This is a genomic window from Paenilisteria newyorkensis (assembly GCF_000766145.1).
GTDB lineage: Bacteria > Bacillota > Bacilli > Lactobacillales > Listeriaceae > Listeria_A > Listeria_A newyorkensis.
On sequence record NZ_JNFB01000011.1, the window covers coordinates 1 to 25,757 of the forward strand.

Sequence of the window (25,757 nt, forward strand, 5' to 3'; positions counted from 1 at the left end):
AACGTACCATCTGCTTTGACAGTGCCAGTACCGATAGTTGTCGTGCCGTTTTTGATGGTCACAGGAGCGTTGGGTTCACCACTTCCTGTTACTTTGACAGAATCTGTCGTTAAAGCGCTGATAGTAGTTGGTGCGATAACGTTGAAAGCTGTTGTTGCTTTGTCAAGTTCAGCTTGAAGTTCAGCTTTTTTAGCTGTGTCTGTTACAGCATCGATTTTAGCTTGCGCTGCGTCGATATCTGCTTGAGAAAGATCAGCTTTAGCAACACCGTCGATGAAAAGGCTATCTACAGCAGTTTGAGCCGCTGATTCCGCTGCTTTTTCATTAATAGCAGCTTGTGCTTTGTCAAGTTCCGCTTGTAGTTCCGCTTTTTTAGAAGCATCTGTTACAGCATCGATTTTAGCTTGAGCTGCATCGATATCTGCTTGTGTAAGATCAGGCTTTACTTTACCATCGATGAAAAGGTTATCTACAGCTGTTGTGGCTGCTGATTCAGCTCCACTTCCAGCCGCTTGTTCAGTAAATTCAGTTTGTGCTTTATCGATTTCCAGTTGGAGTTCCGCTTTTTTAGTAGTATCTGACATGGTATCGATTTTAATTTGAGCTGCATCAAGATCAGCTTGAGTAAGATCAGGTTTAATACCTTTAGATATATCATTATCTACAAATAAATTGTTAACGCTTGATTCTGCAACTTCTTGTGATGTCCATAGCGTTTTAGTTTGACTAGTATAATACACATCTTGAACATCTCTATAGTAATGCACTTTATAAAAATATTTTACTTCGACAGCTGTATCCATTTTAGATACACTAACAAGGTTTGAATTAGCGTAGAAAGTTCCATTATCACTAACATCACCAATCCACTGAGATCTAGTAGATCCATCGGGTTGAAGAGAAAGGAGATATACAGCTGTCTGGAATAAAGTTCCGAAATGTTTTTCATCAGCAAGAGACAATAAAGTATCTTTAGTTGGGAATATTCCACTTATTTGAGAGCCTGAAACCAATGGATTTAAAGAAAAAATTTCTGCAAGCTCGGTACTAGTTTGTTGTGTAGTTCCTTGTTGTTCTGCTGCATGCGTTCCTGTCGGTAAAGTTGTAATCACTGTGCTTGCCAATACGTTTGTTGCTAAAATCACTGCTGCTACTTTTTTGATATTCTTATTCATTTTTTATAATTCCTCCAAAAGTTTATTTGCATCGATTTGATGCGATTATTATTTAATACTAAATCTGATTTTTCTTTCTTTTCAATCTTGTAAGTGATGAGTGTATTTGGCTCATAACTTACTTTAAAAGAATAACATGACTTGGTGTTGAAAAAAATACAGTACTTCTTGTTTTCTAGTTTTAAATGTGAAAACTTTGTTACGCTTTTATTTCTAATTCCTCCTATACTTATGTTGCAACGCATTGGTAGGTTGTGATCTTGATTATGATTTTTGCGTCAGAACAAGATTCTTATGAGTAAGGTGTTCTTAGTGTTGTTTGTGTTACCCGTTTACCTTACTCATTAAGAATACCATGTATAGAACTGGAAAAAAACACAGTACTTCCTGTTTTTTGCTTCATTTTATGAACAATTTGTTACGTTTGTTTTCTAAAAACTAAAGAGATAATGTTATTTTTGAAACTTCTTTATACTGTGCGTCTACACCGATAACTTCGACGACATCATCTGGACTTGTAATGAAGTAGTTCGTGCTTGTGAATGTATAGCCACCATTCTTAGTAGTAGCTTGTTGCTTCAGGTTCCCATTAACCCATAAACGAACTTTAGCTACGTTCTTTCCAAACGTGCCTGTGAGTGTGTTATCTCCTATATTAAATGGGATGGCAGTTAGTCCATTGTCGAGTGGTGCTAAGTCGCTTACTACAACATCTATTCGATTAAGCTCTTGGTACTGCGCATTAACCCCAACAATTTCGACTCTATCGGTGGCATTTTTAATAAAACTTGCAATATTTGTGAATGTGTAGTCACCGTCTGATGTTGTCGTAGCTTGTGTAACAGCTTTTCCATTGACCCATAAGCGAACTTTAGCAACGCTTTTTCCAAAAGTACCATTCAATGTGTTTGTACCAATTGTGTATGCATCAGCAGTGAGCGAGGTCGTTGCAATTGGGGATCCTTTTATAGAGAGGCGAATACGCTTTTTCTCGTTATACGACGCATCGACCCCAACAATTTCAACCTTATCAGTAGCTTTTACAATAAAATTAGCGGCGGCAGGGAAAGTGAAGACGCCATCAGAGTTGGTTGTAGCTTGTGTGACGGCTTTATCATTAATCCAGAGGCGAACTTTTGCGATGTTGCTACTAAAAGTGCCAGACAGTTCGGTGTCACCAAAAGCATAATCGTTTGCAGTCAATGAGTAAGAATCAACGGGGGCAAGAACTGTTTTGATAGTAGACGGGCTGATTAAATCTGCTTGTTTATAGAAGATTTCCACCCGCATACCTGGTACTAAGGTGATAGCTTTACCGTAATAATCAAAAGGAATGCTGAAACTTCCATCTTCTTCAGTATAGTGTAAATATTTTTTGTAGGAGCCATCAAGATTGTATATGTTCATTATTAAGCCGTAATTAGCTGGGACTTTACCAGAAATGGCGGTATCATTTGGATGTAGCTCGTCCAGAATGGGAGCGGTAAATTTATTTTTGGGATCTAGCTCTGAATTAGGCAGTACGTCTTTGTAGTCGTCTAATAAAGTGGATTTAGCCGGTTCATCTAAAAGATTGATAGCTAATAGTAAATCATCTTTGCCTTCTACATAGGGACTAGTTAGCATGGAGTCATTATCTCGAATAACCTTAGCTCCTTTTTCAATAATAGTAGTTAAGTTTGCTTTCATATTTGTCGTGCTACCGATTTGTTGTAAGCCTAATTTTGTAACAAGGAATGTTTGTGTGTTGGCGGATGAATTAGCTATTGTCATGTTGTCGATTGATAAAAGATTAGGATTAGCATGGAAAATTCGAACTTTGTATCCTTCTTTGATAGTCGTATTACTCGTGCTAAGTGAAAGTTTTTCATTTGCAAGTGTTTCTCTAGAATAGGTTACTGTTCCTGCAGTATTAAGCACTTCAATTTTTGAATAAAGAGAGCTACCAAGACCAGGATTAACATTTGCATAATTGTTTTCGATAGCAAGTGTTTCTTTGTTCAGGTCTACTTGTGCGGTTGTATATTCACTGTTACTGACACCCTTAAAATGAATTGTTAAGCCAAGTAGGTTCTTCTAGTACATATGCTTCTTTTGTACGTACTTCATCGGCGTATACTGGATATGAGAAGCCTCCAATGATTATTAGTGTAAGCATTGTAAAAAATAAGCTAGCTGTTTTTCTTTTCATTTTTACGTCTCCTTCTTGAGATGTTCATAACCTCATAATTAGTATGTGTGCAATTTGTAAAAAGCAGTGCATGAACTCTTACCATACCTGTTATTTGGAAGAAAAAATACAGTATTTCCGTTATTTAGAGATTTTAAATGAACATTTCGTCACATTTATACTAATTTAGTTGATGGGAGCGAGAGGATAAAATTTGTTGTGACGTGCGGAATACAATAACTTTATATTGTTATTTTAAGCATATATGAAAGATGTAAGTGAAACAATTTTAGTCGGAATTTGATTTTTTCTGTGCCTTTTCATGTGAATTTAATGTACAATGGAAGTGGAATAATTTTTTAGGAGGAATAGATTATGTTTAAAAAAATGTTTAAAAAAGATAAAGCTGAAGCGGTTGTGGCGCATGCAACGGGACAATTTGTGAAATTGGAAGATGTTCCAGATCCAGTTTTTAGTCAAAAAATGATGGGTGAGGGAATGGCGATTAAACCAACGAGTGGCACGGTTGTAGCGCCGGTCGCGGGTGAAATTATTCAAATTGCTGATACGAAGCATGCGTTTGGAATCAGATCTGAACTTGGTCAAGAGATATTGGTTCATATTGGTTTGGAGACGGTTGCGCTTAAAGGTGAAGGATTTAACGTACTTGTTTCTTTAGGGGATAAAGTGACAGTAGGACAACCAATTGTGGAGGCGGATCTCGATTTCATCGAGAAAAATGCGAGTAGCACAGTTATTCCAATGGTTGTAACGAACAGCATGGAGAATAAATATGATTTTGATTGGAAAGCTTTGACAGATGTTGTTGCTGGCGATACAGTTGTATTTGAATCAAAAACTAAATAATGATGGACGGGCATTGTTCTTCGAGGCAATGCTTTTCGTTTCTTTTCGAGGAGTTTTAAGATAGAATAATACATAGTTAGAATTGGATGAGGAGTTGGGATTATGGTACTTGAAGTTATCGTTGAGAATATACGAGAAGCATCGGAAGCGGAGCATTTTGGTGTGGATCGGTTAGAGGTTGTTTCAGCTATTAGTGAGGGTGGCTTGACGCCGAGTTATGGGGTTATTAAGCAGATTACGCAAGATATTAAGGTGCCTGCGATGGTGATGATTCGTCCGCATAGCCATTCGTTTCATTATGATGCGTATGATATCGCGATTATGCAGGAGGATATTTTGATGGCGCAGGAACTTGGTGCGAGCGGGATTGTTTTTGGTGCGTTGACGAAGGCTGGCGAGATTGATCGCGATTTGTTGGAGAATGTGATTGATTGGAAGGGCGACATGGATTTGACGTTCCACCGGGCGATTGAGAGTGCGCAAGATATCGATAAAGCGTACGCGGTGCTTCGGGAATATGGCAATAATATTACGCAAGTTTTGACGTCGGGTGGTGGCGCTAAGGCTACGGACACGATTGATCGCTTGAAAAAGTGGATCGCGGATAGCCAGGCGGATATGACTTCTTTTGAAATTTTGGTGGGAAGTGGTGTGACGCCGGATAATATTGGTTTACTGCACGAAACGCTTCATAACACGCAATATCACGTTGGTGGTGGCGCGCGCGTGGATGGTGATTTTAGCAAAGGGCTTGATGTGGCGAAGATTAGGGCGCTGCAGGAAGCGATTAAATAGGATGGAAAAGTCGAGCTGAGGATGGTTCGGCTTTTTTAATGGAATAGGCTGTACCGACTTCTTGATTTAAGCTATAATAGGAACAGAATAACTAATGAGGTGGAAAAGTTGATAAATATGATTGGAACGGCGCAAGTGATGACCGTTATTGCAAAAGAGGAAGAATATTTTATGTTGGAAAAGCGTGGCGTGGAAGTGAAGTTACCGCTTACGAATGCGTCTAACTTGGACTTGGCGGTTGGGGATACGGAAACCGTGTTTATTTACCGTGATTATGATCATGAGGTTGTGGCGACGACGATTATCCCGAAAGCGCAAGTTGGTAAATTTGCTTGGGGAACGGTGACGGATGTGCGCAAGGATTTAGGCGTATTTGTGGATATCGGCATTCCGAAAGATGTTGTTGTTTCAATGGATGACATGCCGGCGCTGAACCATTTGTGGCCGAAAAAGAATGACCGCTTAATGATTATGTTGCGCGTGGATGAGAAGGAACGGATTTGGGGCGTGCTTGGTGAAGAGCATGATTTTAAAGCAATCTCGACAAAAGCGACGCAAGATATGTTTAATCAAAACGTGACGGGAACGGTTTACCGGTTGTTGAAAGTCGGGACGTTTGTGATTACGGAGGACGGGCATATTGGCTTTATTCATGAGACGGAGCGGACATCTGAACCGCGTCTTGGGCAGAAATTGGATGCGCGCGTGATTGCTGTGAAACCGGATGGAACGCTGAATTTATCGTTGCGTGGACGGGTTCATGAAGTGTTGGGCGATGATGCCGAAATGATTTTGACGTATTTGCGAAGTGTTGGCGGTAAAATGGCGTTTTCCGATAAATCTGATCCGGATGCGATTCGTGCTAAATTTGGCGTGAGTAAGGCGCAGTTTAAGCGGGCGTTGGGGAGCTTGATGAAAGAGCGCCGCATTAAGCAAGAGGACGGTTTTACGTATTTGACAGAGGATGATACCGAAAAATAAGACTTAAGATGGAGAGGTAGTTCGAGCCATAGCGGCTGTTGTGACTGTATTCCGCACTTTATAATGGGAGCAGAAGTTAAAATTCTAGTTACCCGTTATTTGAGTCTGACTCAAAATTTGACAGCAAAGGGGGTGTATTCAGATGAAAAAATTAGAAGGTTCGTTTATTTTCTTATTCTTGGTTTTAGTCGCGGTGGGTATCGCATTTGAGATGCTTTTCAGATGGGAATTACTCGTGTTATTTGCGATTGGTATTTGTTTTTTATTCACGTCGCGTAAAGAAGGTATTCCGAAAAAGAAAGCTCGGTCAAGACTTTTTATTGCCGCGGTATTTATTTTGATTTCGGTTCTTTTAACGGCGACTTTCAAAATTGGTTTGGTGATCGCAGGGATTTTTGCTGTGTATTATTATGTGAGCCGTAAGCGTGCGCCGCAGTTATTAATGGTGAAGACGAAGGAGACAGCGGAGAATTTGAATCCGCGCAATACGTTTATTCGCAATCAGTGGTTTGGTAATCAGCGGGTGCTAGATGTGGTATATGAATGGGATAATATCAACATTCAAACGGGTATTGGTGATACGATTATCGATCTTGGTAATACGGTTTTGCCGACGGGTGAGAGTGTTGTTTTGATTCGGAGTTTTTCGGGCAAGATTCGATTGTTAGTGCCGTTTGATTTGGGAATTTGTCTGGAGCACTCGGCGATTTTCGGGCATTTGCAGTATGATAAGGAAAGTACGGTCGTGCAAAATGATACGATTAAGCTTTATTCGGATAATTATGAAACGGCGCCGCGTAAGGTGAAAATCATAACGTCTGTCGTGCTTGGTGATTTAGAGGTGATTAGACTATGACGTTTACACGTGCCTCGATGGCGACGACGACAGGTTTGTTACTGCTTGCGACACTTGGAACAACGGTGATTTATCAATCGGGTGGCGATATTTCATGGTATGACCTTTTGATTGGCAAAAAGATCTTTTACTTGCCGTTTATCGTTTTTATCGTGTTGATGGCGATTTCGATTGGACTGATTGTCGGAGCGGTGATTGGTTATATTATTAAGCGGAAGTTCGAGGCGATTGATTTTTCATTGCGGCTTTTAGAGCAGGGGGAATTGGAGAAGAAGCCGGCGGACGATGAGGAAATTTACACGGAGATTCAGCAGGTGTATAATCAGATTGAGCGGTTGCGTGAAAAAATGAAGGCGCAGACGATGATGACGCAGGAAATCGCGAATGAGCGCGCGGAGACGACTGGCCAGACGAAAGAGGCTATTTTAGCGGAGGAGCGGCACAGGATTGCGCGGGAATTGCATGATTCGGTGAGCCAGCAACTTTTTGCGGCGATGATGCTGTTGTCGGCGCTCAATGAACAAAGCGCAAAGAATGCGACGCCGATGATGCAGAAACAGCTGAAAATGGTCGAGTCGATTGTTAATGAATCGCAGTCGGAAATGCGCGCGTTATTGTTACATTTACGCCCGATTCAGTTGGAAGGCAAGTCGCTGAAAATGGGGATTGAGTTGTTGCTGAAAGAGCTGACGACGAAGTTACCGATTCAGGTGGAATGGCAAATTGAGGATATTTCGTTCCAGAAGGGTATCGAGGATCATTTATTCCGAATTGTGCAAGAGTTGCTTTCTAATACGTTACGTCACTCGAAGGCGAATTTGCTGGAAGTTCGGATGATCGTGATTGATAATTTGGTCGTTTTAAAAGTGGTCGATGATGGTGTCGGCTTTGATATGAATAAACCGCAGACGGGTTCGTATGGTTTGCAGAATATGCGTGAACGGGTGGCTGAATTTGGCGGCTCGATTAAAATCATTAGTTTTCCTAAGAAGGGAACGAGTGTGGAGATTAAGATTCCACTGGTGAAGAAAAAGGATGTGGACGGTGAATGATAAAAGTTTTACTAGTAGACGATCATGAAATGGTGCGAATCGGTGTGTCCGCGTATCTTTCGGTGCAGGATGATATGGAAGTCGTTGGGGAAGCGGAGAATGGTCGCGAAGGTGTCGAACTTGCGATGGAGCTGCGCCCGGATATTATTTTGATGGACTTAGTGATGGATGAAATGGACGGGATCGAGGCGACGCAGGAAATTATGCGTCAGTGGAAAACGGCGAAGATTATCATTGTGACGAGTTTTATTGATGATGAGAAGGTGTATCCAGCGCTTGAAGCGGGCGCGTCGAGCTATATGCTGAAAACGTCGACGGCGGGCGAGATTGCAGATGCGATTCGTGCTACATATGGCGGGGATTCTGTATTGGAACCAGAAGTAACTGGGAAAATGATGCAGCGTTTGACGGCGAAACCGGAGAAGAATTTGCATGATGATTTGACGAATCGGGAAAATGAAATCCTATTGTTGATTGCAGAAGGTAAGTCGAATCAGGAAATTGCGGATGAACTTTTTATAACGCTAAAAACAGTGAAGACGCATGTGAGTAATATTTTATCGAAGCTGGACGTGCAGGACCGGACGCAAGCGGCGATTTATGCGTTTAAACACGACCTTGTTGACAAAGAGTAAGGGGGCGGATTTTTGCGATGAAAGAAGGATTTGCAGTTATTGGATTGGGACGTTTTGGCGGTAGTATTTGTAAGTCGCTGGTCGAGCAAGGGATGGAAGTGCTGGCTATTGACTCAAGCGAGGAACGTGTCAACGAATTTATGTCGATCGCGACGCATGCCGTGATTTGTAATTCGACGGACGAGAATGCGTTGCGCCAACTTGGGATCAGGAATTTTGAGCACGTGATAGTATCGATTGGTGAGGATATTCAGTCGAGTATTTTGACGACGCTGATTTTGAAAGAGATGGGCGTGAAATACGTGACGGCCAAGGCGACGAATGACAAACACGCGAAATTGCTCGATAAAATTGGCGCAGATCGGGTGGTGCATCCGGAGCGTGATATGGGTCGCCGGATCGCGCATTATATCGTGTCTAAAAACATGCTGGATTATTTGGAGCTTTCGGATGAGTACAGCCTAGTCGAGATTTCCGTTTCGAGTCGCCGATTCCTAGGCAAAAGCTTGCACGAACTCGATTTCCGGAATACGTTTGGCGTGAATATCGTTGGGATTAAGCGGGATAAACAGATGATTATTACGCCGGAAGCAACGGATGTATTGCAGTCTAGCGATGTCCTCATTGTGATTGGTAGCGATGATGATATTGAGCGTTTGCAGGAACAAATTCAATAAAAGTCGAAAAGGTGAGCATGAAACTGGATGCGAAGCCTTTTTTATTTTGCTTTTTAATAGGACTAGTTGGCGGGGAACTAGGGTATATGAAAAAGAAGTATCCGAATGACGCATTATGTGATAAACTTTCTAGGTGATACTAAAATCAGAAAAAGAAGGGAACAACGCAGAATGAAAAAACTTATTTTAGCCAAGTTAGGAATGAAGGGACTCATACATATGTTACAAGTCTTTATTTTTGCGGTGGTTTGTGTCGGTGTCCATACGCTGATCGTGCCGCAATTAATAGGACTGCTTCCGATCGCCTTATTAATGGGGATTATTTCGATTCAGCCAACGAGTGGTTTCACAAAGAAAGCGATGTCGAAAATCGGCGTGATGTTTGTGTTGGCCTGCGTGATTGTCGGCATTGCATCAAGCTTTTTTGATAACAGTGTGTACGTTTATTTTGTGGTGATGGTGATTGCACTGCTTGCGATTAACTTTATTATGCCGCAGAAATATATGGTCATCACGATGGCGATTGGGACAGCTTTGTTTTTCCTAGACACGTCTGATATGACGATACCGTATTGGGCAGTGCTGCTGATTGCGATTGTGGACGTCGGTTTCTTTTTTATCATCGTGCGGTTGATTGTGCGTTTTGTGCATATTCCAGTGGAGAAATCGATTCAGATGATGATGAAGCAGACGATGATGCTGTTACAAAAGGAACTAAATACTATATTAGTGAAAAAAGAAGCGGGAAAACCGAAGCCATTGTATGGCATTTTTGTGCAGTCGCAAATGTTGATTCGCGAATATTCAGCGGGGAAACAGAGTGATCCAGTGCATGTTGAGATTTATCAAAAAACATTGGCGTCTTATTTGCAGGCTTACTTTAGCTTATTAACGATTTCGGAATTGGGTGCGTACCGAGTGGATGAAACGGCGAAGGGGAACTTGCAAGCGGTTGGAATCGAGGACGTGGCTTTTGTCGCGGATGGGGATTCGATTTTGACTTTCCACATTCAAGAGTTTACAAAAGGAATCCAAGCTATACGCGCAAGTATCCAGACGCTTAGTGGAGGTGGAATCGCATGAAAAAAGCAACTTTAAGAGAACGTTTGGCGCTCGATCCGCGCGTTGCAAAGGTACTTATCAGTATGGCGATTTGTGTTTTGCTATATCCATTTTTCGGTAAGTATATTGTTTATCCGACGTATGTATTTAATGCGATTTACATCACCGCGCAGTTGACGAAAGGCGCGACGTATAAATCGAGTATCGAGCGTATTATTGGGACGGTTGCTGGTGGTTTGACGGGCGTTGTGTTCTATTTTATCGTTCCAGACCACCACTTTCTGATGATACCCATTGCAGCGACGGTTGCGGTGTTATGGGGATATCTTTTTGTCGGTAAATTTACGCCGGTTATGGCGGTTATCACGGTCATGGTTTTAGTCGGAAAAGGAGAAGGCGAGCCGGTGCTCTACATTAATAACCGGATGATTGATACGCTGATTGGCCTCACGATTGGTTTCCTCGTCTACGCGCTTTACCCGAAAAAGAAAACGGAGATGAATCGCGTATTTTATGACCATGCCAAGGCTTGCTTGACACAAATCGAGAAAATCCGTGCGAAATATCAAAAGCAAGAGGCGCTACATGAGGAGTTGGTTGCGGCTTGGAAAGCGTTGCAGGCGTTGAAGCAAGAGCGGATGACGATTGTGAATGACAGCAGTTTTGTGCCTAAAGTGGAGGATTCAGAACCGATGTTGTCGCTTATTCATGATTTGGAGCAGATGTTGCATAATTTGGAGATTCTGTATCATCATCCGATTTCTGAGAACAGGGAACCTGGTTTGCAGGAAGTCATTTCTTTCCATGAAGAGACGTTAAATCGGCTTTACGGAAAAACGAAGCAAGAGATACAGCTGATATAAAATAAAGAAGTATAGTATAAGACTTGCATCCCACAAAAATAAGCAAGACATCACGTCCCCCTTTTAGGTAAGACGTGAATCTTGCTTTACACAAATCGAGCGCTTGTCGCCGATTTATAATGGATATGCCTATAAACCTAGATGTTCTCGGAAGGCTTTGGTTGCTGCTGCTTTGGATTTGGCTTCTGGTTCGTAGTAATATAGATTGAAACCGTAAGCTTCACTGTAAATTGAGACGCCTTCTCCTTCCATTTTGAGTGTGTCGACATCGTTTCGGACGCTAGAATATTTCGTTGCAATTTCTATGATGTCGTCCATCGCGAGGTTGGTCGTGAAATTGTCGCCGACTGCTTTTAGAAGTTTGTTGAAATGTGTGATAGAAGCGGTGCCTGCGAGTTCGTTACTGATTCCCATGATAACATCGCGTTGACGGTCTTGACGGCCAAAATCTCCGCGGGGGTCTTCATGGCGAATGCGTACGTATTGCAGGGCTTCTTTTCCGTTTAGGTCAATCTTGCCTTTGACAAAGCGTTTGTTGACTTCGGTTAGATTAATATCATTCGTGACGCGAACACCGCCTACAGCTGATACGAGGTCGCTGAAGCCTTTCATATTGATCGTAACGTAATAATCGATCGGAACGTTCATCAGCTTCTCCACGGCGCCTACAGTACCTTCTGCGCCACCTTTAGAATAGCTACCATTTATTTTGCCAATATTGCCGTCATCGTAGGTTACTTTCGTATCACGTGGGATACTGAGCATCTTCACGGAATTCTTTTCTTTGTTAATGGTTGCGAGAATCATGGAATCGGAGCGACCATTTGTTTCGCCAGCACGGGCATCAGTCCCAATCATCAGAATGGAAAATGCGTGGCCATCGGTGAGTGTACTAGTGGAAGCTTTATCTTTAGACAATGGTACGTGAATGCTGTTCAATGTTTGCTGGATACCGTTATAATAGTGAATGGCGAAGGCTCCTAATGTGAAGGCAATGCCGAGTAGGATAACAAAGGAGATTTGGAGTCGATGCATCAGTCTGGATGGCTGTTTCTCAAAGGGTTGAAAGCGAATTGTATCCATATTTAGTCCTATCTTTCTGTGTGTGTTGACACGTCTAATTTATTTAAGTAGTCTCTGTAAGTGGTATAAGTATTGCATTATTGTTAAAATTAACACTAACATAATGGTATCACTCCAAGGGCTATAAATCAAATTAGAATTTAATGATAAAATGGGAGGAATTTTGCCATGAAAGAGGAAGAAAAGGTTTCAAAAATGTCGCAAGGGTTGATTGTTTCGTGTCAGGCGCTTGAGGATGAGCCGTTACATAGTCCGTATATTATGGCGAAAATGGCGCTTGCTGCTAAGGTTGGCGGGGCGGTCGGGATTCGGGCGAATTCGGCGGTGGACATTGAGGCGATCAAAGCGGAAGTGGATTTGCCTGTTATCGGGATTTATAAGAAGAATTATGGCGCGTGTCCTGTGTTTATCACGCCGACAATGCAAGAAGTGGACGAGATTGTGGCGACGGGAGCAGAGATTGTCGCGATGGACGGGACGAGTCGGGTTCGGCCTGATGGAACGGTAATCGCGGAGTTGTTTCCCGAAATTAGACGCAAGTATCCGGATCAGTTATTTATGGCGGATGTCGCGACGCTTGCTGAGGCGATCGCAGCGGAAAAATTAGGATTCGATTTTGTGGCGCCGACTTTATTTGGCTATACGGAAGAGACGAAGGGGAAAAAAATTGCAGACGATGACTTTGCGCTTTTGCGTGACATTGTGCGTGAGGTTCGCGTGGCGCGGATTATTGCGGAAGGGAATGTGCTGACGCCGGACATTGCGAAACGAATTCAGGATATTGGTGTATTTGCGATTGTGGTTGGTGGAGCGATTACTAGACCGCAGTTGATTACGGCGCGATTTGTAGATGTTTTGAAAGGGAATTCGTGATGAAGCGCGAATTTCTTTTTCTTTAGTTTGTCTAGTTGACTAGTTGTGTTTCTATGATATATTTCCATTATGAAAGCGTTTAACTAACTGGAAGGTGTGAGGGTATGTTTTGGACGAAGGAAAAGGTGCAGAATCGGAATGCGGAGCTTAGTCAATATCGTTATGTGAAATCGGAGGTTGTCTCGGATTTTGGTATATTGGAAGATCTAGATGGGGCGATTGGGAGTTACCCGGTTGGGCTGGATTTCAAGGAGACGATTGCGCTGGGATCGGATTGGCGTGGGCGGGATCGTTACGTTTGGTTGCGGGCGAGCGTTGTGTTGCCGGAGAAACGGGAGGGTTGTCGGATTCTCGGATTTTTTGATTTTGGGAAGACGGGCGATGGGAATAATGCTGGTTTTGAGTCGTTGTTGTTTGTCGATGGCGAGCCGTATCAGGGTGTGGATCAGAATCATAAGGAAGTGTTTTTTGATGATGCGCTTGCGGGGACGCGGGTGGAGTTGACGTTTAGGCTTTGGTCTGGGCTTGAGGGTGGCGGTCAGGTTAGGACGCAGGAGCATCGACTGAATGCGGCGTTTATTGGGTATTTGGATGTTGCGGTGGATGATCTTTATTATACGGCTTTGGCGGCATTGCAAACGCTTGATTATTTGGCGGAGAACAGCACGGAGCGTTATGGTTTGATGCAGGCGCTGGATCATAGTTTTCGGGTGATTGATTGGGCGAATCCCGGAGGCGCGGAGCATTTGGCGTCGTTGTATGAGGCGGGACGGGTGCTGAATGCGAAAATTGATGCGATGCCGAAAAATTTTGATGTGACGGTGACGTGTGTCGGGCATACGCATATTGATGTGGCGTGGTTATGGCGTTTGAAGCATACGCGTGAGAAGTCGGCGCGCTCCTTTTCGACGGTGATGCGTTTGATGGAGCAGTATCCGAATTATGAGTTTTTGCAGTCGCAGCCGCAGTTGTATGCGTATATTAAGGAGGATTATCCGGATATTTATGCGAAGATTAAGGCGCGGGTTGCGGACGGGCGTTGGGAAGCGGACGGCGGAATGTGGCTGGAAGCGGATTGTAATATTCCGTCTGGTGAGTCGTTGGTGCGCCAAATTTTGCAGGGGACGCGGTTCTTTAAGGAGGAGTTTGGCAAGGAGAGCAAGTTTTTATGGTTGCCGGATGTGTTTGGGTATAGTTGGGCGTTGCCGCAGATTTTGAAGAAGTCAGGGATTGAGACGTTTATGACGACGAAAATCAGCTGGAATCAGTTTAATAAGATGCCGCATGATACGTTTTGGTGGCGCGGGATTGATGGTTCGGAGATTTTGACGCATTTTATTACGACGCCAGATAATGCGCATGATATTTATTACACGTACAATGGGAACATTACGGCGCGTGCGGTGAAGGGCGTTTGGGATAGTTATAATGACAAGAATCTGAATCAGGAGTTGCTCGTTTCGTACGGGTATGGCGATGGTGGCGGTGGTCCGACGCGCGAGATGCTGGAAATGATTGAGCGGTTTGACAGGATGCCGGGCATGCCAAAAGTAGAGACGGGACTGGCGGGGCCTTATTTTGAGCGGTTGCATGAGCGGGTTGAGAATTCGGAGGAGTACGTGCATACGTGGAATGGCGAGCTTTATTTTGAGTATCATCGCGGGACGTATACTTCGCAGGCGCATAACAAGAAAATGAACCGGAAATTGGAATTGCTGCTTCGGGATGCGGAATGGTTCCAAGTGTTGCAGGCGGCGCGGACGGGAGATTTTGCGGCGTATCCGAGTGATCTTTTGCAGGAGAGTTGGCGCATTGTGTTGCGGAATCAGTTCCATGATATTATTCCGGGTTCGTCGATTCATGAGGTGTACGAGGATTGTGTTGTGGAGTATGATGAGGCGGAGAATTTGGCATTGATGGCGTATGACGAGATGAGTGCGATGGATGAGGATGCGCCGAATAAGATGACGTTGCTGAATAGTTCGATTTGGGAGCGACCGCGTTTGGCGGAGATCGCGATTGCGACGGATGAGCCGGTGATTTGGAAGGATGCGGATGGGAAACGGTTGGATGCGCAGCGGAATTTAGCGGGGAGTTGGCTGGTTGCTGTGGATGGCTTGCCTTCGATGGGGACGGCGACGCTGACGTATGAGGTGGATACGAAACCGTCTGACGGGAAGCCATTGGCGCAAGTTCATGATCGCGGTTTGGAGACGAATCGCTACCGAGTCACTTGGAATGAAGCCGGGCAATTCACGGCGATTTTTGATAAGGCGAATGAACGAGATGTCCTTGCAAAAGGTGAGCGCGGCAATGTGCTGCAAGTTTTTGAGGATAAACCGCTGAATTTTGATGCGTGGGATATTGATATTTATTACCAGGAAAAAATGCGTGAGGTGACGCAGTTGGAAAGTGTGATGGTGGTTCAAAATGGTGAACTGCAAACGACGCTGCAGATGAGATGGACTTACGGTGCTTCGATGATTTCGCAAAACATTCATTTTTATCGTGACAGTGCGCGGATTGATTTTGAAACGGAGCTGGATTGGCATGAGAAGCAACAATTGCTAAAAGTGGCGTTCCCTGTGGATGTGATGGCGACGGAAGCGACGTATGATATTCAATACGGGAATGTGAAGCGTCCGACGCATTGGAATACGAGCTGGGATTATGCACGTTTTGAGACGGTTGGGCATCAATGGGCGGATTTAAGTGAGACGGGATATGGTGTCAGTATTTTGAATAATTGTAAATATGGACACGATATTAAAGATCATGTGATGCGCTTGACGTTGTTGAAATCGGCGACGTATCCAGATGTGACGCAAGATCAAGGCGAGCATGTATTTACGTATTCCCTACTACCTCATGCAGGCGATTTTGTGGAAGGTGACGTGGTACAAGAGGCTTGGGCGCTTAACAATCCGCTTCGTGCTGCGCTTGGTTCGCATGATAATCGTTCGTTACTCCAGTCAAATAATGAGCAAATTCAAATTGATGCTCTGAAAAAAGCGGAGGATGACGATGCGATTATAGTTCGGTTGCATGAATATACAGGCGGACGGGGTAAGGTGATAATGACGAGCGATTTCCAAATAAAATCATGGCAGGAATGTGATTTGATGGAACGTCCAATTGGTGAGGAGGAGACAGGAGAATGGACCTTTTCAGTCACGCCATATGAGGTGAAAACGTTCAAAATTAAGTTGAAATAAGAGCATGATACCTTAACGAGGACGGTAAATAATATTACTGTTTCGTTAAGGTATCTTAATTGTATTGAAATGGGGTGTGGCTTTTGTTACAATGATGGAGTACGACTAAAACGCTTACAAGTGTGGTAGAATCGCTAATTTACATACATAACTTTTTACCGCACATATAAAAAGGGAGGAATTTAAAACGTGAATAAAATGTACAAAAAGGGATTAAAGATTGTGTTAGCAGCAAGTTTGACGGTTGGAATTGGGGCGACAGCGCTCGGTGGAAATGCAAACTCGGCGGAGGCAGCGGTGGACCCGAACCTTGTGCCTGTGCAAATACTAGGAGTCAATGATTTCCACGGCGCATTGGACACGCCTTCTAGCTCACCACTCGGAAAAATTGGCGGTGCCGATTATTTGGCAACAAATCTGAATAATTCAGAAGCGGCATTTTTAGCAGCGAATGGTTTAGCGGATAACGCGGCAAGTAATTCGATACGCGTGCAAGCGGGAGATATGGTCGGCGCGAGCCCAGCCGTTTCAGGATTATTGCAAGATGAACCGACGATCAAAGTATTGAATCGGATGAAATTCGAAATTGGAACGCTTGGAAATCATGAATTTGACGAAGGCTTAGCGGAATATAAACGAATTTTAGATGGTGGAGATACGACGGACTTTAATGAAATCACGCAAAATTACGATCATGAGGCATCCGATATGTCGATTGTCGTTGCGAACGTGGTGAACAAGTCTGATGGTGCGATTCCTTATGGTTTCAAACCTTACGAGATTAAAAATATGGGCGGCGTGGATGTCGGCTTTATCGGCGTTGTGACGACAGAAATCCCATCTCTTGTACTCGCCAATCATATTCAAAATTTCAACTTCCTAGACGAAGCGGAAACTATCGCGAAATACTCGGCGGAACTCCAAGCAAAAGGCGTGAAGGCAATCGTTGTTTTATCACACGTTCCAGCGCTCACTCCTGGAAATCCGACGAACGGGGAAGGCGCAGTTTCTGGCGCGGCGGTTGACATGATTAATAAAGTGAATCAAATTGCGCCAAACAATAGCGTGGACCTTGTTTTAGCGGGTCATAATCACCAATATACGAACGGAAAAGTTGGTAGTACGCGTTTGGTGCAAAGTTACAATAACGGAAAAGCGTATTCCAATGTGACGGGTGTCCTCAATAAAACGACGAAAGATTTTGAGACAACGCCGAATGCAGAAATTAAATATAATTTGCAAGATGTGACGCCAGATGCGGCAGTTCGCAGTGTCATTGATGAAGCGTATGCATTGGTGAATCCTGTCATCAGTAAGCCAATAGGGCAAATGGATAGCGCTGCTTTGACGCGTGATACGAATGCGGACAACGAATCACCACTTGGAAATCTAATCACAGATGGCCAGCGCGAAATGGCGAAACAAGCAGGAATTGCTGTCGATTTTGCGATGACAAACAATGGAGGAATTCGTGCCGACCTTGTTGGAACTGCAGCGAACGGTTCCTACGCAGTGACATGGGGCGCAGCGCAAGCCGTTCAACCTTTTGGGAATATCTTGCAAGTGGTCGAGCTTTCTGGCGCGGACATTATCGAAGCATTGAATCAGCAATACGACGAATCTGAAAAGTACTTTTTACAAGTTTCTGGTTTAAAATACACGTACACAAAAAATGATGCGGGCGAAAAGCGTGTCGTTGATGTGATGAAGGAAGATGGCACGAAACTAGATCCAGCAGCGACTTACCGCGTTGTTATTAACGATTTCCTATTTGGTGGCGGCGATTCTTTCTCCGCGTTTACGAAAGGGAAGCAAGTTGATGTCATCGATCCAGACACAGACACATTCATCAACTACATTCAGTCGCAAAGCAAATTGGTGACGCCAGAACTTGGTCGTAAGGTATTCAAAACAGAAGCCGAAATAGCGAAGGAAAAAGAAGATGCGGCGATTCAAGCCATCACGGATAGCACGACTTTTGTATCGTATAAAGAAAAAGATGCTGTGTTTAAAGGTAAAACTATTCCAGGTGCGACTGTGACGCTAGATACGTTGGCAGTGAAGGCGAAAGTAGCGCCAGTTGTCGCGGACGCAGACGGCAATTTTGAAATCGATATGAGCGGTGAAAACTTGAAAGAAGGAGAAACATTCGGTGTCACGATAACGGATGCAGACGGTTACAGCAAGGTATTTACGGTAGCAGTTATGGCTGCTGATCCGATTGATAATGGTGGCGGCGAAGAGATTCCTGGGGATAATAATGGCGGTGGTACAGAAACACCGGATACCCCGGATACAGATAATGGAAATGGCGGCACCGTGACGCCAGAACCAGTGAATCCTCCTGTAAATGGTGATGCGGATTCAGTGGTGACACCTGTGGAAAATACAAACTTGCCACAAACGGGTGATGAAGATCAAACAGGCGTTGTGCTAGGCGGATTAGTGCTAGTTGGCGTTGGTCTATACTATATAAGACGCAAAGCTTAATCACGCAAAAAGGCTCCAATCAGTAATCTCTGATCGGAGCCTTTTTCTATACTACACTTCCATAATGATCGGTAAAATCATCGGACGGCGTTTTGTTTTTTCATATAAGAATGGTTGTAACGTGTCTGTAACCTCGTTTTTAATCTCAGACCATTGTGTTGTTTTGCTATCCATCACTTTGTTGAGATGGCGGCGTAACAAGCCTTGCGCTTCATTTATCAGGTTGCCAGATTCGCGCATGTAGATGAAACCGCGTGAAATGATATCTGGACCAGCCATGACTTTATTTTTCGACGCGCTGATCGATACAACGACAATCACTAAGCCTTCTTCGGAAAGGACACGGCGATCGCGCAATACGATATTACCGATGTCGCCAATTCCGCTACCGTCGATATACACGTTTGCTGCTTGGATTTTACCTGCAACATGCGCGGAATCAGCGGTTAGGGCTAACACATCTCCGTTTTCCATGATGAAGCTGTTTTCATGAGGTACGCCGCAATAGAACGCAGATTGAGCGTGCATCTTTTGCATGCGGAACTCACCATGAATCGGCATGAAATATTTTGGCTTCATAAGACGAAGCATTAGTTTTTGTTCTTGCTGGCCACCGTGACCAGATGTGTGGATATTGTTGACTTTACCGTGAACTACTTCTGCACCAGCTTGGAAAAGTAGGTTGATCGTGCGGTTAACACTGATCGTATTTCCTGGAATTGGTGAAGAGGAGAAGACCACTGTATCACCGGGCTGAATTTGGATTTGACGATGGGTACCATTCGCGATACGCGAAAGTGCGGCCATCGGTTCTCCTTGACTACCGGTACAAAGAATGGTGACTTCGTTCGCGGGTAGTTTGTTCAATTGACCCCATTCGATAAACGTATCTTTTGGCGCTTGAATGTAGCCGAGCTCAATACCAATCGTGATGGCAGAGTCCATACTACGACCGAACACCGCAATTTTACGACCAGTTGCGACGGATGATTCTACGACTTGTTGCAAGCGATAAATGTTGGATGCGAACGTCGCGAAAATAATCCGACCATCGACATCACGGAAAATATTTTTGATACTTTCCCCAACGATGCGCTCACTCATTGTAAAATTAGGAACTTCCGCGTTCGTGGAATCTGAAAGGAGACATAGCACGCCTTCTTTGCCGATTTCCGCCATTTTTGTTAAGTTCGCAGGTTCGCCAACAGGTGTGAAATCGAATTTGAAATCGCCTGTGTGCACGATGTTTCCTGATGGGGTTTTGACAACGATGCCGTAAGAGTCTGGAATACTATGCGTCGTTGCGAAGAACGAAATACTTGTTTTGCGGAATTTGAAAACATCTTCTTCTTCAAACTCGTAAATTTTCGTTTGGCGCAGTAGACCGTGTTCTTCCAGTTTGTTGCGGATAAGTGCTGCCGCGAGTTTCCCAGCGTAGACGGGGATATTTAGTTCGCGAAGCAAGTAAGGAACGCCACCGATATGATCTTCGTGACCATGCGTGATAAACAAGCCTTTAATTTTTTCTTTGTTTTTGATGAGGTATGTGTAATCAGGAATAACGTAATCAATGCCGAGTAGTTCGTCCTCTGGGAACTTGATACCAGCATCGATGAGGATTATTTCGTCCTGAAATTGCACGCCGTAAGTGTTTTTTCCGATTTCGCCTAGACCACCGAGTGCGAAAACAGCTGTTTCATTATTTTTTACAAATTTCATAGCGGATTACTGCCCCCACAGTTGGAAATCTTCATTTTGTTTTTCATATTGTAGGTGCGCCTCGCTCAATTGTTCTACTAGCTCGATATGGAAGGGTTGGTCTTTTAGAATAACGCGCACTTCTGGCACGCTACCTGCTTCCACATAGATGGATTGTGTCTTTTCTCTGACAGGTGTTTCGGTTTTTGTTGCTTGATAGTAAACTTTAAAAATCATTTTTTTCTCTCCTTTATGTTTCGTTATTATTCATTGTAAAAATAGCATTGCTCCTCATTTGCAATCTATTTACATACGGTTTCATGGATAAAGAGGGATGACCCAGTTAAAAAGGCAAAAAGAAACAATGGTAGCCGTGCGTCTAAAGGTTGGCTACGATTTTAGAATATAGCATGACATTCTGCGTTTTTTTCGCCTACTCCAATTGAATACCATTATTCTACGCATTTTAAACAAAATGGGCAGATAATGATTTCAATTCGCGGTAGGTTCAACGAGTCACTTCTTTGTAAAAACAAGATCCGAACTTTTATCCTTGAGTTCTAATATACCATAAAAAACGATAAATGCTACTACAATATACTTAAATAGCTCGAAAAAGTCATAGAAAGCTAGAAAATCGTGTTTTAGATATAGTTTCTGCCCGCTAGCGCACTTTTTTTGGTATACTTAGTGGTGAGTAGTAATGGGTGCATTTTTTCCCGCAAATTTGGTCTGAGGAGATTTGAGCGATGAAGAAAATTGTGTTTTTTGATGTAGATGGTACGTTGGTAAATGACAACAAGGAGATTCCAGATTCAGCGAGAAAAGCAGTGAAAGACTTGCAGGATAAGGGTGTTTATGTGGCGATTGCTTCTGGACGGGCGCCTTTTTTACTGAAAGATATATGTGAGGAATTGAATATTAATTCATACGTGAGTTTCAATGGACAATATGTTGTGTTTGAGGGGGAGATGGTGTTTGATAATCCGCTACCGCAGGCGTCAATGGAGCGTTTGATTGAGATTACGGAGAATTTGGATCATCCGCTTGTGTTCATGAATGAGGAGACGTTGCGGACGAATATTCCGGATCATCATAAGGTGCACGAGGGAATGAACTCGCTTAAAGAAGGGTATCCGGAGCTTGATGCCGAGTTTTACAAAGGTCGGACGTTGTATCAATGCTTATTGTTTGCGGACGAGAGTCATGATGCTTTTTATAAGGAGAATTTTCCTGAATATGGCTTCTTACGCTGGCATGACGTATCGATGGACGTGGCACCGGCGAATGGGTCAAAAGCAGTGGGAATTCGCGAAATGTTGAAGCGCTTGGATTTCAAAATTGAAGATGCTTACGCGTTTGGCGACGGTTTGAATGATATCGAAATGTTGCAAGAAGTCGGCACGGGAGTCGCGATGGAAAATGGTCGTGATGAAGTGAAGGCGATTGCGGATTTCGTGACGGATTCCGTGGATAATGACGGGGTTTTGAAAGGATTGCAACGATTAGGATTATTATAAGCGAGGCGGCGAATCGGAACGTGGATTCGCCTTTTTTGTAGTGCGATAAGAGTAATTAGAATCGCTTGGAAATAGTAGTTTATCGAATAATCTTTATTCTGAATAATAGGAAATATCATGGTATAATAGTCACGTAGAGTAAGGTATGTAAAGGATGGTGGCTTTCTAATTGAAGGGAGTGATGCTTATGTATGTAGGCTATCAAATCTGGAGAAAGGAAATGCCTGATGTCAGTTGCGGAATCGATTATGATGGCGCTTGGGGTTGGAATGTTTATTTTATCCTTTCTCAAGCTAGTTATCGTAATTGTGCAAGCGATGAAGGACGACAAATAAAAAAACCCATCTACTACACTCTGACCAGAGATTAGGTGGGTTCTTGAACATCTAACGAAAGTCACCGTCTTTTAAGCGGCTTACGTCATTCTATACTAGGGAGTCGTGTACCACCACGGCTCTCTTTTTATTTGCCCTAATTATAACATAACTCTGCATCATTACTCAAGCAATGAATGTACATTCTTGTTTTTTCTTCCAGATATCCATTGCGAAAATAGAGAGGTAGCGGTAAAATAGATACTGAATCTTTGCTTTAAAGGAACAAAGATTATACAAAACATAAAAAGGAGACGTTACAAAATGAGTGATAAAATGGGTAGCAAGAAATTTCAGCCTTACATACCTGCTTCCAAGTCATTGCCAGAATTGACAGTAACTTCTATTGTTCTTGGTATTATTCTCGCTATTTTATTTGGTGCGGCAAATGCTTACTTGGGGCTCAAAGTAGGTTTGACTGTATCGGCGTCAATTCCAGCGGCAGTTATTTCGATGGGAATTTTGCGTGGTATTTTTAGGCGGGATTCAATTTTAGAAAATAATATTGTACAAACGATGACGACAGCTGGGGAAGCGCTCGGAGCGGGTGCAGTATTTACGATTCCGGCGCTCTTTATGCTTGGCGTGGATATCAACCAAATTATGTTGGTGTTCATCGTATTAACGGGGGGATTCCTAGGCGTATTCATGATGGTGCCGCTTAGAAGAATGCTGATTGTTAATGAACACGAAACGTTGCCATATCCAGAAGGAACGGCCTGTGCGGAAGTTCTGAAAACGGGTGAAAAAGGTGGCGGGGCGCAAGCGAAACTCGTCGTATTTGGTTTCGGGGTTGGGGCTCTTGTGAAAGTTCTTACAGATGGATTCAAGGTGTTCCGAAGCGACGTGCAGACGGGGATTTATAATTTCCAAAATGCGTTTATTGGGACGCAAATTTATCCGGCGCTGCTCGGCGTTGGGTTCATTATTGGGCCAAAGATTGCAGGTCAGATGGTGGCGGGTGGTTTGATGGCGTCGCTTGTATTGATCCCATCGATCGCGTTTTTCGGTGCGGGTAGTTCGGATGTGATTTTCCCAGCGTCAGAAGCTTTGAAAACGTTAGATGCGAGCATGATTTGGGATAACTACATTCGCTATATTGGCGCGGGTGCGGTTGCTGCGGGTGGTTTGATTACACTTGCAAAAACGATGCCGGCGATTGTGCAGACGCTTCGCAGTACGATGGTTGGTCTGAATAAAAATAAAGGTCAGAAAATGCTTGAAATTGAGCGTACGGATAAAGATATTCCGATGAAATGGGTTTTGATTGGGATTACGGTTTTGATTGTTATCATTGCGTTTGATCCATTTACGAATGTTGGGATTATCGGCGCTTTGGCGATTGCGATTTTCGGATTCTTATTCGTTACCGTGGCATCCCGGATTGTTGGGATTGTTGGTAGTTCTTCTTCGCCAGTTTCGGGGATGACGATTGCGACACTTCTGATTGTGGCGATTGCTTATAAATCGTTCGGTTACAGCGGTACAGAAGGTATTGTTTTAACATTGACGGTTGCAGCGATTGTTTGTACGGCGCTTGCGGTTGCGGGCGATATTTCACAAGATTTGAAAACCGGGTATCTCGTTGGTGGGACGCCTTGGAAGCAACAGGTCGCGATGATGATTGGTGTGATTGCCAGCGGTCTTGTGATGGGTTACATTTTGACATTGCTTGATAACGCGTACGGCATGGGTTCAGAAGCCTTGCCAGCTCCAAAAGCGGCGTTGATGAAAATCTTGGCAGAAGGAATTTTGAATGGTAATTTGCCGTGGACGTTAATCTTTATCGGGGTTTCGATTGCGGTCGTGATCGAATTCCTAGGCATGAACTCGCTTGTTTTCGCAGTAGGCCTATACTTGCCGCTAAACATCAGTGCGACGGTTATGTTCGGTGGATTTGTGCGTTTGATCGTGAACCAAGTAATCAAGTTGAAAAAGGACAAGGAAAAAGCGGAACGAATTGAGCGTGGAACGTTGTTTGCGTCCGGTTTAATTGCTGGAGAATCCCTTCTAGGCGTGATTATCGCGTTTGCGATTTCGATTAACCCGAATATTATCCCGACAGAGTACTTGCTTTCGAATCAATGGTTACCGTTCTTGGTATTCTTGATTGTGTGTACATTGCTGTATTTCTCAACAGTACCACGTAAGCAAAAAGCGTAGCGACAAAGACTCGTCTGCGTCGTTAAAGGCTCCGTTCCAGTGCTCGTGCGCGCGCTGGTACTCGCCTTTGCCTAGCATCTAATCATTTGTCGCTTTGAAATGGTTGGACATAAGGAGGGATTGATTCTATGCGAAAAAAAGAACGGCGAAATATGTTGGAAGAAATTCCAGTTTTGAAGGATGATCTGTTTTTGGAAGTGGCGGAGCAGGAGAAGTACTTGATTGTGCCGCGTTCGGCTTGGTTGGAGCGCGTGGCGACGAAGCTTTTGAAACAGCCTACGGAACGGCGTATTAAGCTCGATGAACATGGTTATTTTATCCTTTCGCAAATGGACGGGGAGACATCGATTCCAGAGATGGAGGAACGGTTTTCACGGACGTTTGGGAACGAAGATGGCATGAGTTTGTCGAGGTTGGTTCGTTTCTTGCAGATTATGGATTCGTATAGTTGGTTGAAGTGGAAAAGAGGATAGGGATAGTGGCGGAGATCAGATTTTTGGTCTTCGCTGTTTTTTTATGATAAGGTGGATTGGGATAGTTTTACATAGGGAAATGGCAGAAAAGAGTGAATTTAGATGATAAAGAAATGGATTGGTAGTTTGAGTATATTGGCGCTGGCTGGTTGTTCGGGGGCTGGTGATTATGAAATTGCTGTGAATGATAAGTATCAAATTGTGGCGATTAACACGATGGAGCATGATTTTGTGCGGAAATATCCTGATGGGGCAATGGATAATGTGTTCACGGTTGCTGTGGATGATACGGAAGAAACAATTGGGAATATCGTGGCATTGGATTGGGACGAGGCGTATTTGATTGCTAAGTCGGAGGACACGGAGGAAGTCGGCGCGCGTCATTTGAAGCATCGGAATCCACAGTATTGGATTTTTGATTTGGAGTGGGAGAAGCCTTATGGTCCGCTTGATTTGGAGGCGTTTTTGAAACTGAAAGCGCAAAAGGGGATAGATTTGGAGTTGGTTCCTTATGATAAGCGAATCAAAGGCGAGGAGCTTGTGTATGACTAGGCAAGTTCGGCTTAATATTTTGGGATGTATAGTTGCGGGGATTATTGGTTGCTTGATTTTTATTCCGGATTACGGTTTTTCGGATATGTATCGCATTCTTATTTTTATCGCTGTTTTTATGGTCTATTTTTATTGTAATAAGTATATCCGTGAACGAAGAAAAGATAAATAGTATGTGAGAAA

At 43.6% G+C, this 25,757-nt stretch carries 24 protein-coding genes; 18 read left to right on the forward strand and 6 right to left on the reverse strand.

From position 1 onward, the window contains the following. From EP58_RS04200 to EP58_RS17460, 3 genes are all read right to left on the reverse strand, one after another. On the reverse strand, positions 1-1,175 hold a 1,175-nt coding region (locus tag EP58_RS04200; protein WP_036090492.1), incomplete at its 3' end, for a toxin Cry1Ac domain D-VI-related protein. Positions 1,176-1,613: 438 nt separating this feature from the next. Then, a complete protein-coding gene (locus EP58_RS04205; RefSeq protein ID WP_077917823.1) occupies positions 1,614-3,230 on the reverse strand; it encodes an immunoglobulin-like domain-containing protein in 1,617 nt (538 codons plus the stop codon). Further along, a complete protein-coding gene (locus EP58_RS17460; protein WP_156110614.1) occupies positions 3,220-3,366 on the reverse strand; it encodes a hypothetical protein in 147 nt (48 codons plus the stop codon). The genes EP58_RS04205 and EP58_RS17460 overlap by 11 nt, the downstream gene beginning before the upstream one ends. Positions 3,367-3,720: 354 nt before the next feature. On the opposite strand from EP58_RS17460, the gene EP58_RS04210 reads away from it, so the two are divergent. The 9 genes from EP58_RS04210 (at position 3,721) to EP58_RS04250 (ending at position 11,133) form a co-directional block, all read left to right on the forward strand. Next, positions 3,721-4,212, forward strand: a complete 492-nt coding sequence (locus EP58_RS04210; protein ID WP_036090496.1) for a PTS sugar transporter subunit IIA — start codon at positions 3,721-3,723, stop codon at positions 4,210-4,212. 102 nt (positions 4,213-4,314) lie between these two features. Next, the gene (locus EP58_RS04215) at positions 4,315-5,007 is read left to right on the forward strand and encodes a copper homeostasis protein CutC (protein WP_036090500.1); all 693 of its coding nucleotides are present in this window, start codon (positions 4,315-4,317) and stop codon (positions 5,005-5,007) included. A gap of 108 nt (positions 5,008-5,115) precedes the next feature. Next, positions 5,116-5,988, forward strand: a complete 873-nt coding sequence (locus EP58_RS04220) for a CvfB family protein (RefSeq protein ID WP_036090503.1) — start codon at positions 5,116-5,118, stop codon at positions 5,986-5,988. Positions 5,989-6,130: 142 nt separating this feature from the next. Then, positions 6,131-6,844, forward strand: coding sequence for a cell wall-active antibiotics response protein LiaF (gene liaF, locus EP58_RS04225; protein ID WP_036090507.1), 714 nt, complete (start codon positions 6,131-6,133; stop codon positions 6,842-6,844). Continuing rightward, positions 6,841-7,896, forward strand: coding sequence for a sensor histidine kinase (locus EP58_RS04230; RefSeq protein WP_036090510.1), 1,056 nt, complete (start codon positions 6,841-6,843; stop codon positions 7,894-7,896). Before liaF ends, EP58_RS04230 begins: the two co-directional genes overlap by 4 nt. Further along, positions 7,893-8,531 carry a response regulator gene (locus tag EP58_RS04235; RefSeq protein ID WP_036090513.1) on the forward strand — a complete coding sequence of 213 codons (639 nt, stop codon included), beginning with the start codon at positions 7,893-7,895 and terminating at the stop codon, positions 8,529-8,531. Before EP58_RS04230 ends, EP58_RS04235 begins: the two co-directional genes overlap by 4 nt. Positions 8,532-8,548: 17 nt before the next feature. Next, a complete protein-coding gene (locus tag EP58_RS04240) occupies positions 8,549-9,208 on the forward strand; it encodes a potassium channel family protein (RefSeq protein ID WP_036090516.1) in 660 nt (219 codons plus the stop codon). 171 nt (positions 9,209-9,379) lie between these two features. Beyond that, entirely contained in the window at positions 9,380-10,291 is a 912-nt protein-coding gene (locus EP58_RS04245) for a membrane protein (RefSeq protein ID WP_036090518.1), read from the forward strand. Next, the gene (locus EP58_RS04250; protein ID WP_036090519.1) at positions 10,288-11,133 is read left to right on the forward strand and encodes an FUSC family protein; all 846 of its coding nucleotides are present in this window, start codon (positions 10,288-10,290) and stop codon (positions 11,131-11,133) included. Before EP58_RS04245 ends, EP58_RS04250 begins: the two co-directional genes overlap by 4 nt. 129 nt (positions 11,134-11,262) lie before the next feature. On the opposite strand, the gene EP58_RS04255 is transcribed toward EP58_RS04250, so the two are convergent. Then, complete coding sequence (locus EP58_RS04255) at positions 11,263-12,216, reverse strand: LCP family glycopolymer transferase (RefSeq protein ID WP_036090521.1); 954 nt, start codon at positions 12,214-12,216, stop codon at positions 11,263-11,265. 168 nt (positions 12,217-12,384) lie between these two features. Here EP58_RS04255 and EP58_RS04260 point away from each other — a divergent pair, with 168 nt between their 5' ends. The 3 genes from EP58_RS04260 (at position 12,385) to EP58_RS04270 (ending at position 18,794) form a co-directional block, all read left to right on the forward strand. Beyond that, positions 12,385-13,089: an N-acetylmannosamine-6-phosphate 2-epimerase gene (locus EP58_RS04260; RefSeq protein WP_036090522.1), complete on the forward strand. Its 705-nt coding sequence runs from the start codon at positions 12,385-12,387 to the stop codon at positions 13,087-13,089. Positions 13,090-13,193: 104 nt separating this feature from the next. After that, complete coding sequence (locus EP58_RS04265) at positions 13,194-16,304, forward strand: alpha-mannosidase (protein ID WP_036090524.1); 3,111 nt, start codon at positions 13,194-13,196, stop codon at positions 16,302-16,304. A gap of 189 nt (positions 16,305-16,493) precedes the next feature. After that, a complete protein-coding gene (locus EP58_RS04270) occupies positions 16,494-18,794 on the forward strand; it encodes a bifunctional metallophosphatase/5'-nucleotidase (RefSeq protein WP_036090528.1) in 2,301 nt (766 codons plus the stop codon). Positions 18,795-18,845: 51 nt separating this feature from the next. Here the strand turns inward: EP58_RS04270 and rnjA are convergent, their stop codons facing one another. Continuing rightward, positions 18,846-20,513, reverse strand: a complete 1,668-nt coding sequence (gene rnjA / locus EP58_RS04275; RefSeq protein ID WP_036090530.1) for a ribonuclease J1 — start codon at positions 20,511-20,513, stop codon at positions 18,846-18,848. Between the two features lie 6 nt (positions 20,514-20,519). Beyond that, on the reverse strand, positions 20,520-20,729 hold the full coding sequence (locus tag EP58_RS04280; protein WP_036090531.1) for a DNA-dependent RNA polymerase subunit epsilon: 210 nt from the start codon (positions 20,727-20,729) through the stop codon (positions 20,520-20,522). A gap of 512 nt (positions 20,730-21,241) precedes the next feature. Between EP58_RS04280 and EP58_RS04285 the strand changes: the two genes are divergently transcribed. From EP58_RS04285 to EP58_RS04305, 6 genes are all read left to right on the forward strand, one after another. Beyond that, positions 21,242-22,012, forward strand: a complete 771-nt coding sequence (locus EP58_RS04285) for a Cof-type HAD-IIB family hydrolase (RefSeq protein ID WP_036090534.1) — start codon at positions 21,242-21,244, stop codon at positions 22,010-22,012. Between the two features lie 227 nt (positions 22,013-22,239). Further along, a complete protein-coding gene (locus EP58_RS17660) occupies positions 22,240-22,347 on the forward strand; it encodes a putative holin-like toxin (protein WP_112859869.1) in 108 nt (35 codons plus the stop codon). Positions 22,348-22,650: 303 nt separating this feature from the next. Then, positions 22,651-24,549, forward strand: coding sequence for an OPT family oligopeptide transporter (locus EP58_RS04290; RefSeq protein ID WP_036090536.1), 1,899 nt, complete (start codon positions 22,651-22,653; stop codon positions 24,547-24,549). A gap of 128 nt (positions 24,550-24,677) precedes the next feature. Continuing rightward, positions 24,678-25,022, forward strand: a complete 345-nt coding sequence (locus EP58_RS04295; RefSeq protein WP_036090539.1) for a PqqD family protein — start codon at positions 24,678-24,680, stop codon at positions 25,020-25,022. Positions 25,023-25,124: 102 nt separating this feature from the next. Next, complete coding sequence (locus EP58_RS04300) at positions 25,125-25,574, forward strand: hypothetical protein (protein ID WP_036090541.1); 450 nt, start codon at positions 25,125-25,127, stop codon at positions 25,572-25,574. Beyond that, a complete protein-coding gene (locus EP58_RS04305; RefSeq protein WP_036090544.1) occupies positions 25,567-25,746 on the forward strand; it encodes a hypothetical protein in 180 nt (59 codons plus the stop codon). The genes EP58_RS04300 and EP58_RS04305 overlap by 8 nt, the downstream gene beginning before the upstream one ends. Positions 25,747-25,757: the final 11 nt, after the last annotated feature.

What these genes read in the sequence shown, in the direction of transcription:
- EP58_RS17460 (WP_156110614.1), bottom strand. Translation starts at nt 3,366, where the DNA reads ATGAAAAGAAAAACAGCTAGCTTATTTTTTACAATGCTTACACTAATA.
- EP58_RS04210 (WP_036090496.1), top strand. Translation starts at nt 3,721, where the DNA reads ATGTTTAAAAAAATGTTTAAAAAAGATAAAGCTGAAGCGGTTGTGGCG.
- EP58_RS04215 (WP_036090500.1), top strand. Translation starts at nt 4,315, where the DNA reads ATGGTACTTGAAGTTATCGTTGAGAATATACGAGAAGCATCGGAAGCG.
- liaF (WP_036090507.1), top strand. Translation starts at nt 6,131, where the DNA reads ATGAAAAAATTAGAAGGTTCGTTTATTTTCTTATTCTTGGTTTTAGTC.
- EP58_RS04230 (WP_036090510.1), top strand. Translation starts at nt 6,841, where the DNA reads ATGACGTTTACACGTGCCTCGATGGCGACGACGACAGGTTTGTTACTG.
- EP58_RS04235 (WP_036090513.1), top strand. Translation starts at nt 7,893, where the DNA reads ATGATAAAAGTTTTACTAGTAGACGATCATGAAATGGTGCGAATCGGT.
- EP58_RS04240 (WP_036090516.1), top strand. Translation starts at nt 8,549, where the DNA reads ATGAAAGAAGGATTTGCAGTTATTGGATTGGGACGTTTTGGCGGTAGT.
- EP58_RS04245 (WP_036090518.1), top strand. Translation starts at nt 9,380, where the DNA reads ATGAAAAAACTTATTTTAGCCAAGTTAGGAATGAAGGGACTCATACAT.
- EP58_RS04250 (WP_036090519.1), top strand. Translation starts at nt 10,288, where the DNA reads ATGAAAAAAGCAACTTTAAGAGAACGTTTGGCGCTCGATCCGCGCGTT.
- EP58_RS04255 (WP_036090521.1), bottom strand. Translation starts at nt 12,216, where the DNA reads ATGGATACAATTCGCTTTCAACCCTTTGAGAAACAGCCATCCAGACTG.
- EP58_RS04260 (WP_036090522.1), top strand. Translation starts at nt 12,385, where the DNA reads ATGAAAGAGGAAGAAAAGGTTTCAAAAATGTCGCAAGGGTTGATTGTT.
- EP58_RS04265 (WP_036090524.1), top strand. Translation starts at nt 13,194, where the DNA reads ATGTTTTGGACGAAGGAAAAGGTGCAGAATCGGAATGCGGAGCTTAGT.
- rnjA (WP_036090530.1), bottom strand. Translation starts at nt 20,513, where the DNA reads ATGAAATTTGTAAAAAATAATGAAACAGCTGTTTTCGCACTCGGTGGT.
- EP58_RS04280 (WP_036090531.1), bottom strand. Translation starts at nt 20,729, where the DNA reads ATGATTTTTAAAGTTTACTATCAAGCAACAAAAACCGAAACACCTGTC.
- EP58_RS04285 (WP_036090534.1), top strand. Translation starts at nt 21,242, where the DNA reads ATGAAGAAAATTGTGTTTTTTGATGTAGATGGTACGTTGGTAAATGAC.
- EP58_RS17660 (WP_112859869.1), top strand. Translation starts at nt 22,240, where the DNA reads ATGTCAGTTGCGGAATCGATTATGATGGCGCTTGGGGTTGGAATGTTT.
- EP58_RS04290 (WP_036090536.1), top strand. Translation starts at nt 22,651, where the DNA reads ATGAGTGATAAAATGGGTAGCAAGAAATTTCAGCCTTACATACCTGCT.
- EP58_RS04295 (WP_036090539.1), top strand. Translation starts at nt 24,678, where the DNA reads ATGCGAAAAAAAGAACGGCGAAATATGTTGGAAGAAATTCCAGTTTTG.
- EP58_RS04300 (WP_036090541.1), top strand. Translation starts at nt 25,125, where the DNA reads ATGATAAAGAAATGGATTGGTAGTTTGAGTATATTGGCGCTGGCTGGT.
- EP58_RS04305 (WP_036090544.1), top strand. Translation starts at nt 25,567, where the DNA reads ATGACTAGGCAAGTTCGGCTTAATATTTTGGGATGTATAGTTGCGGGG.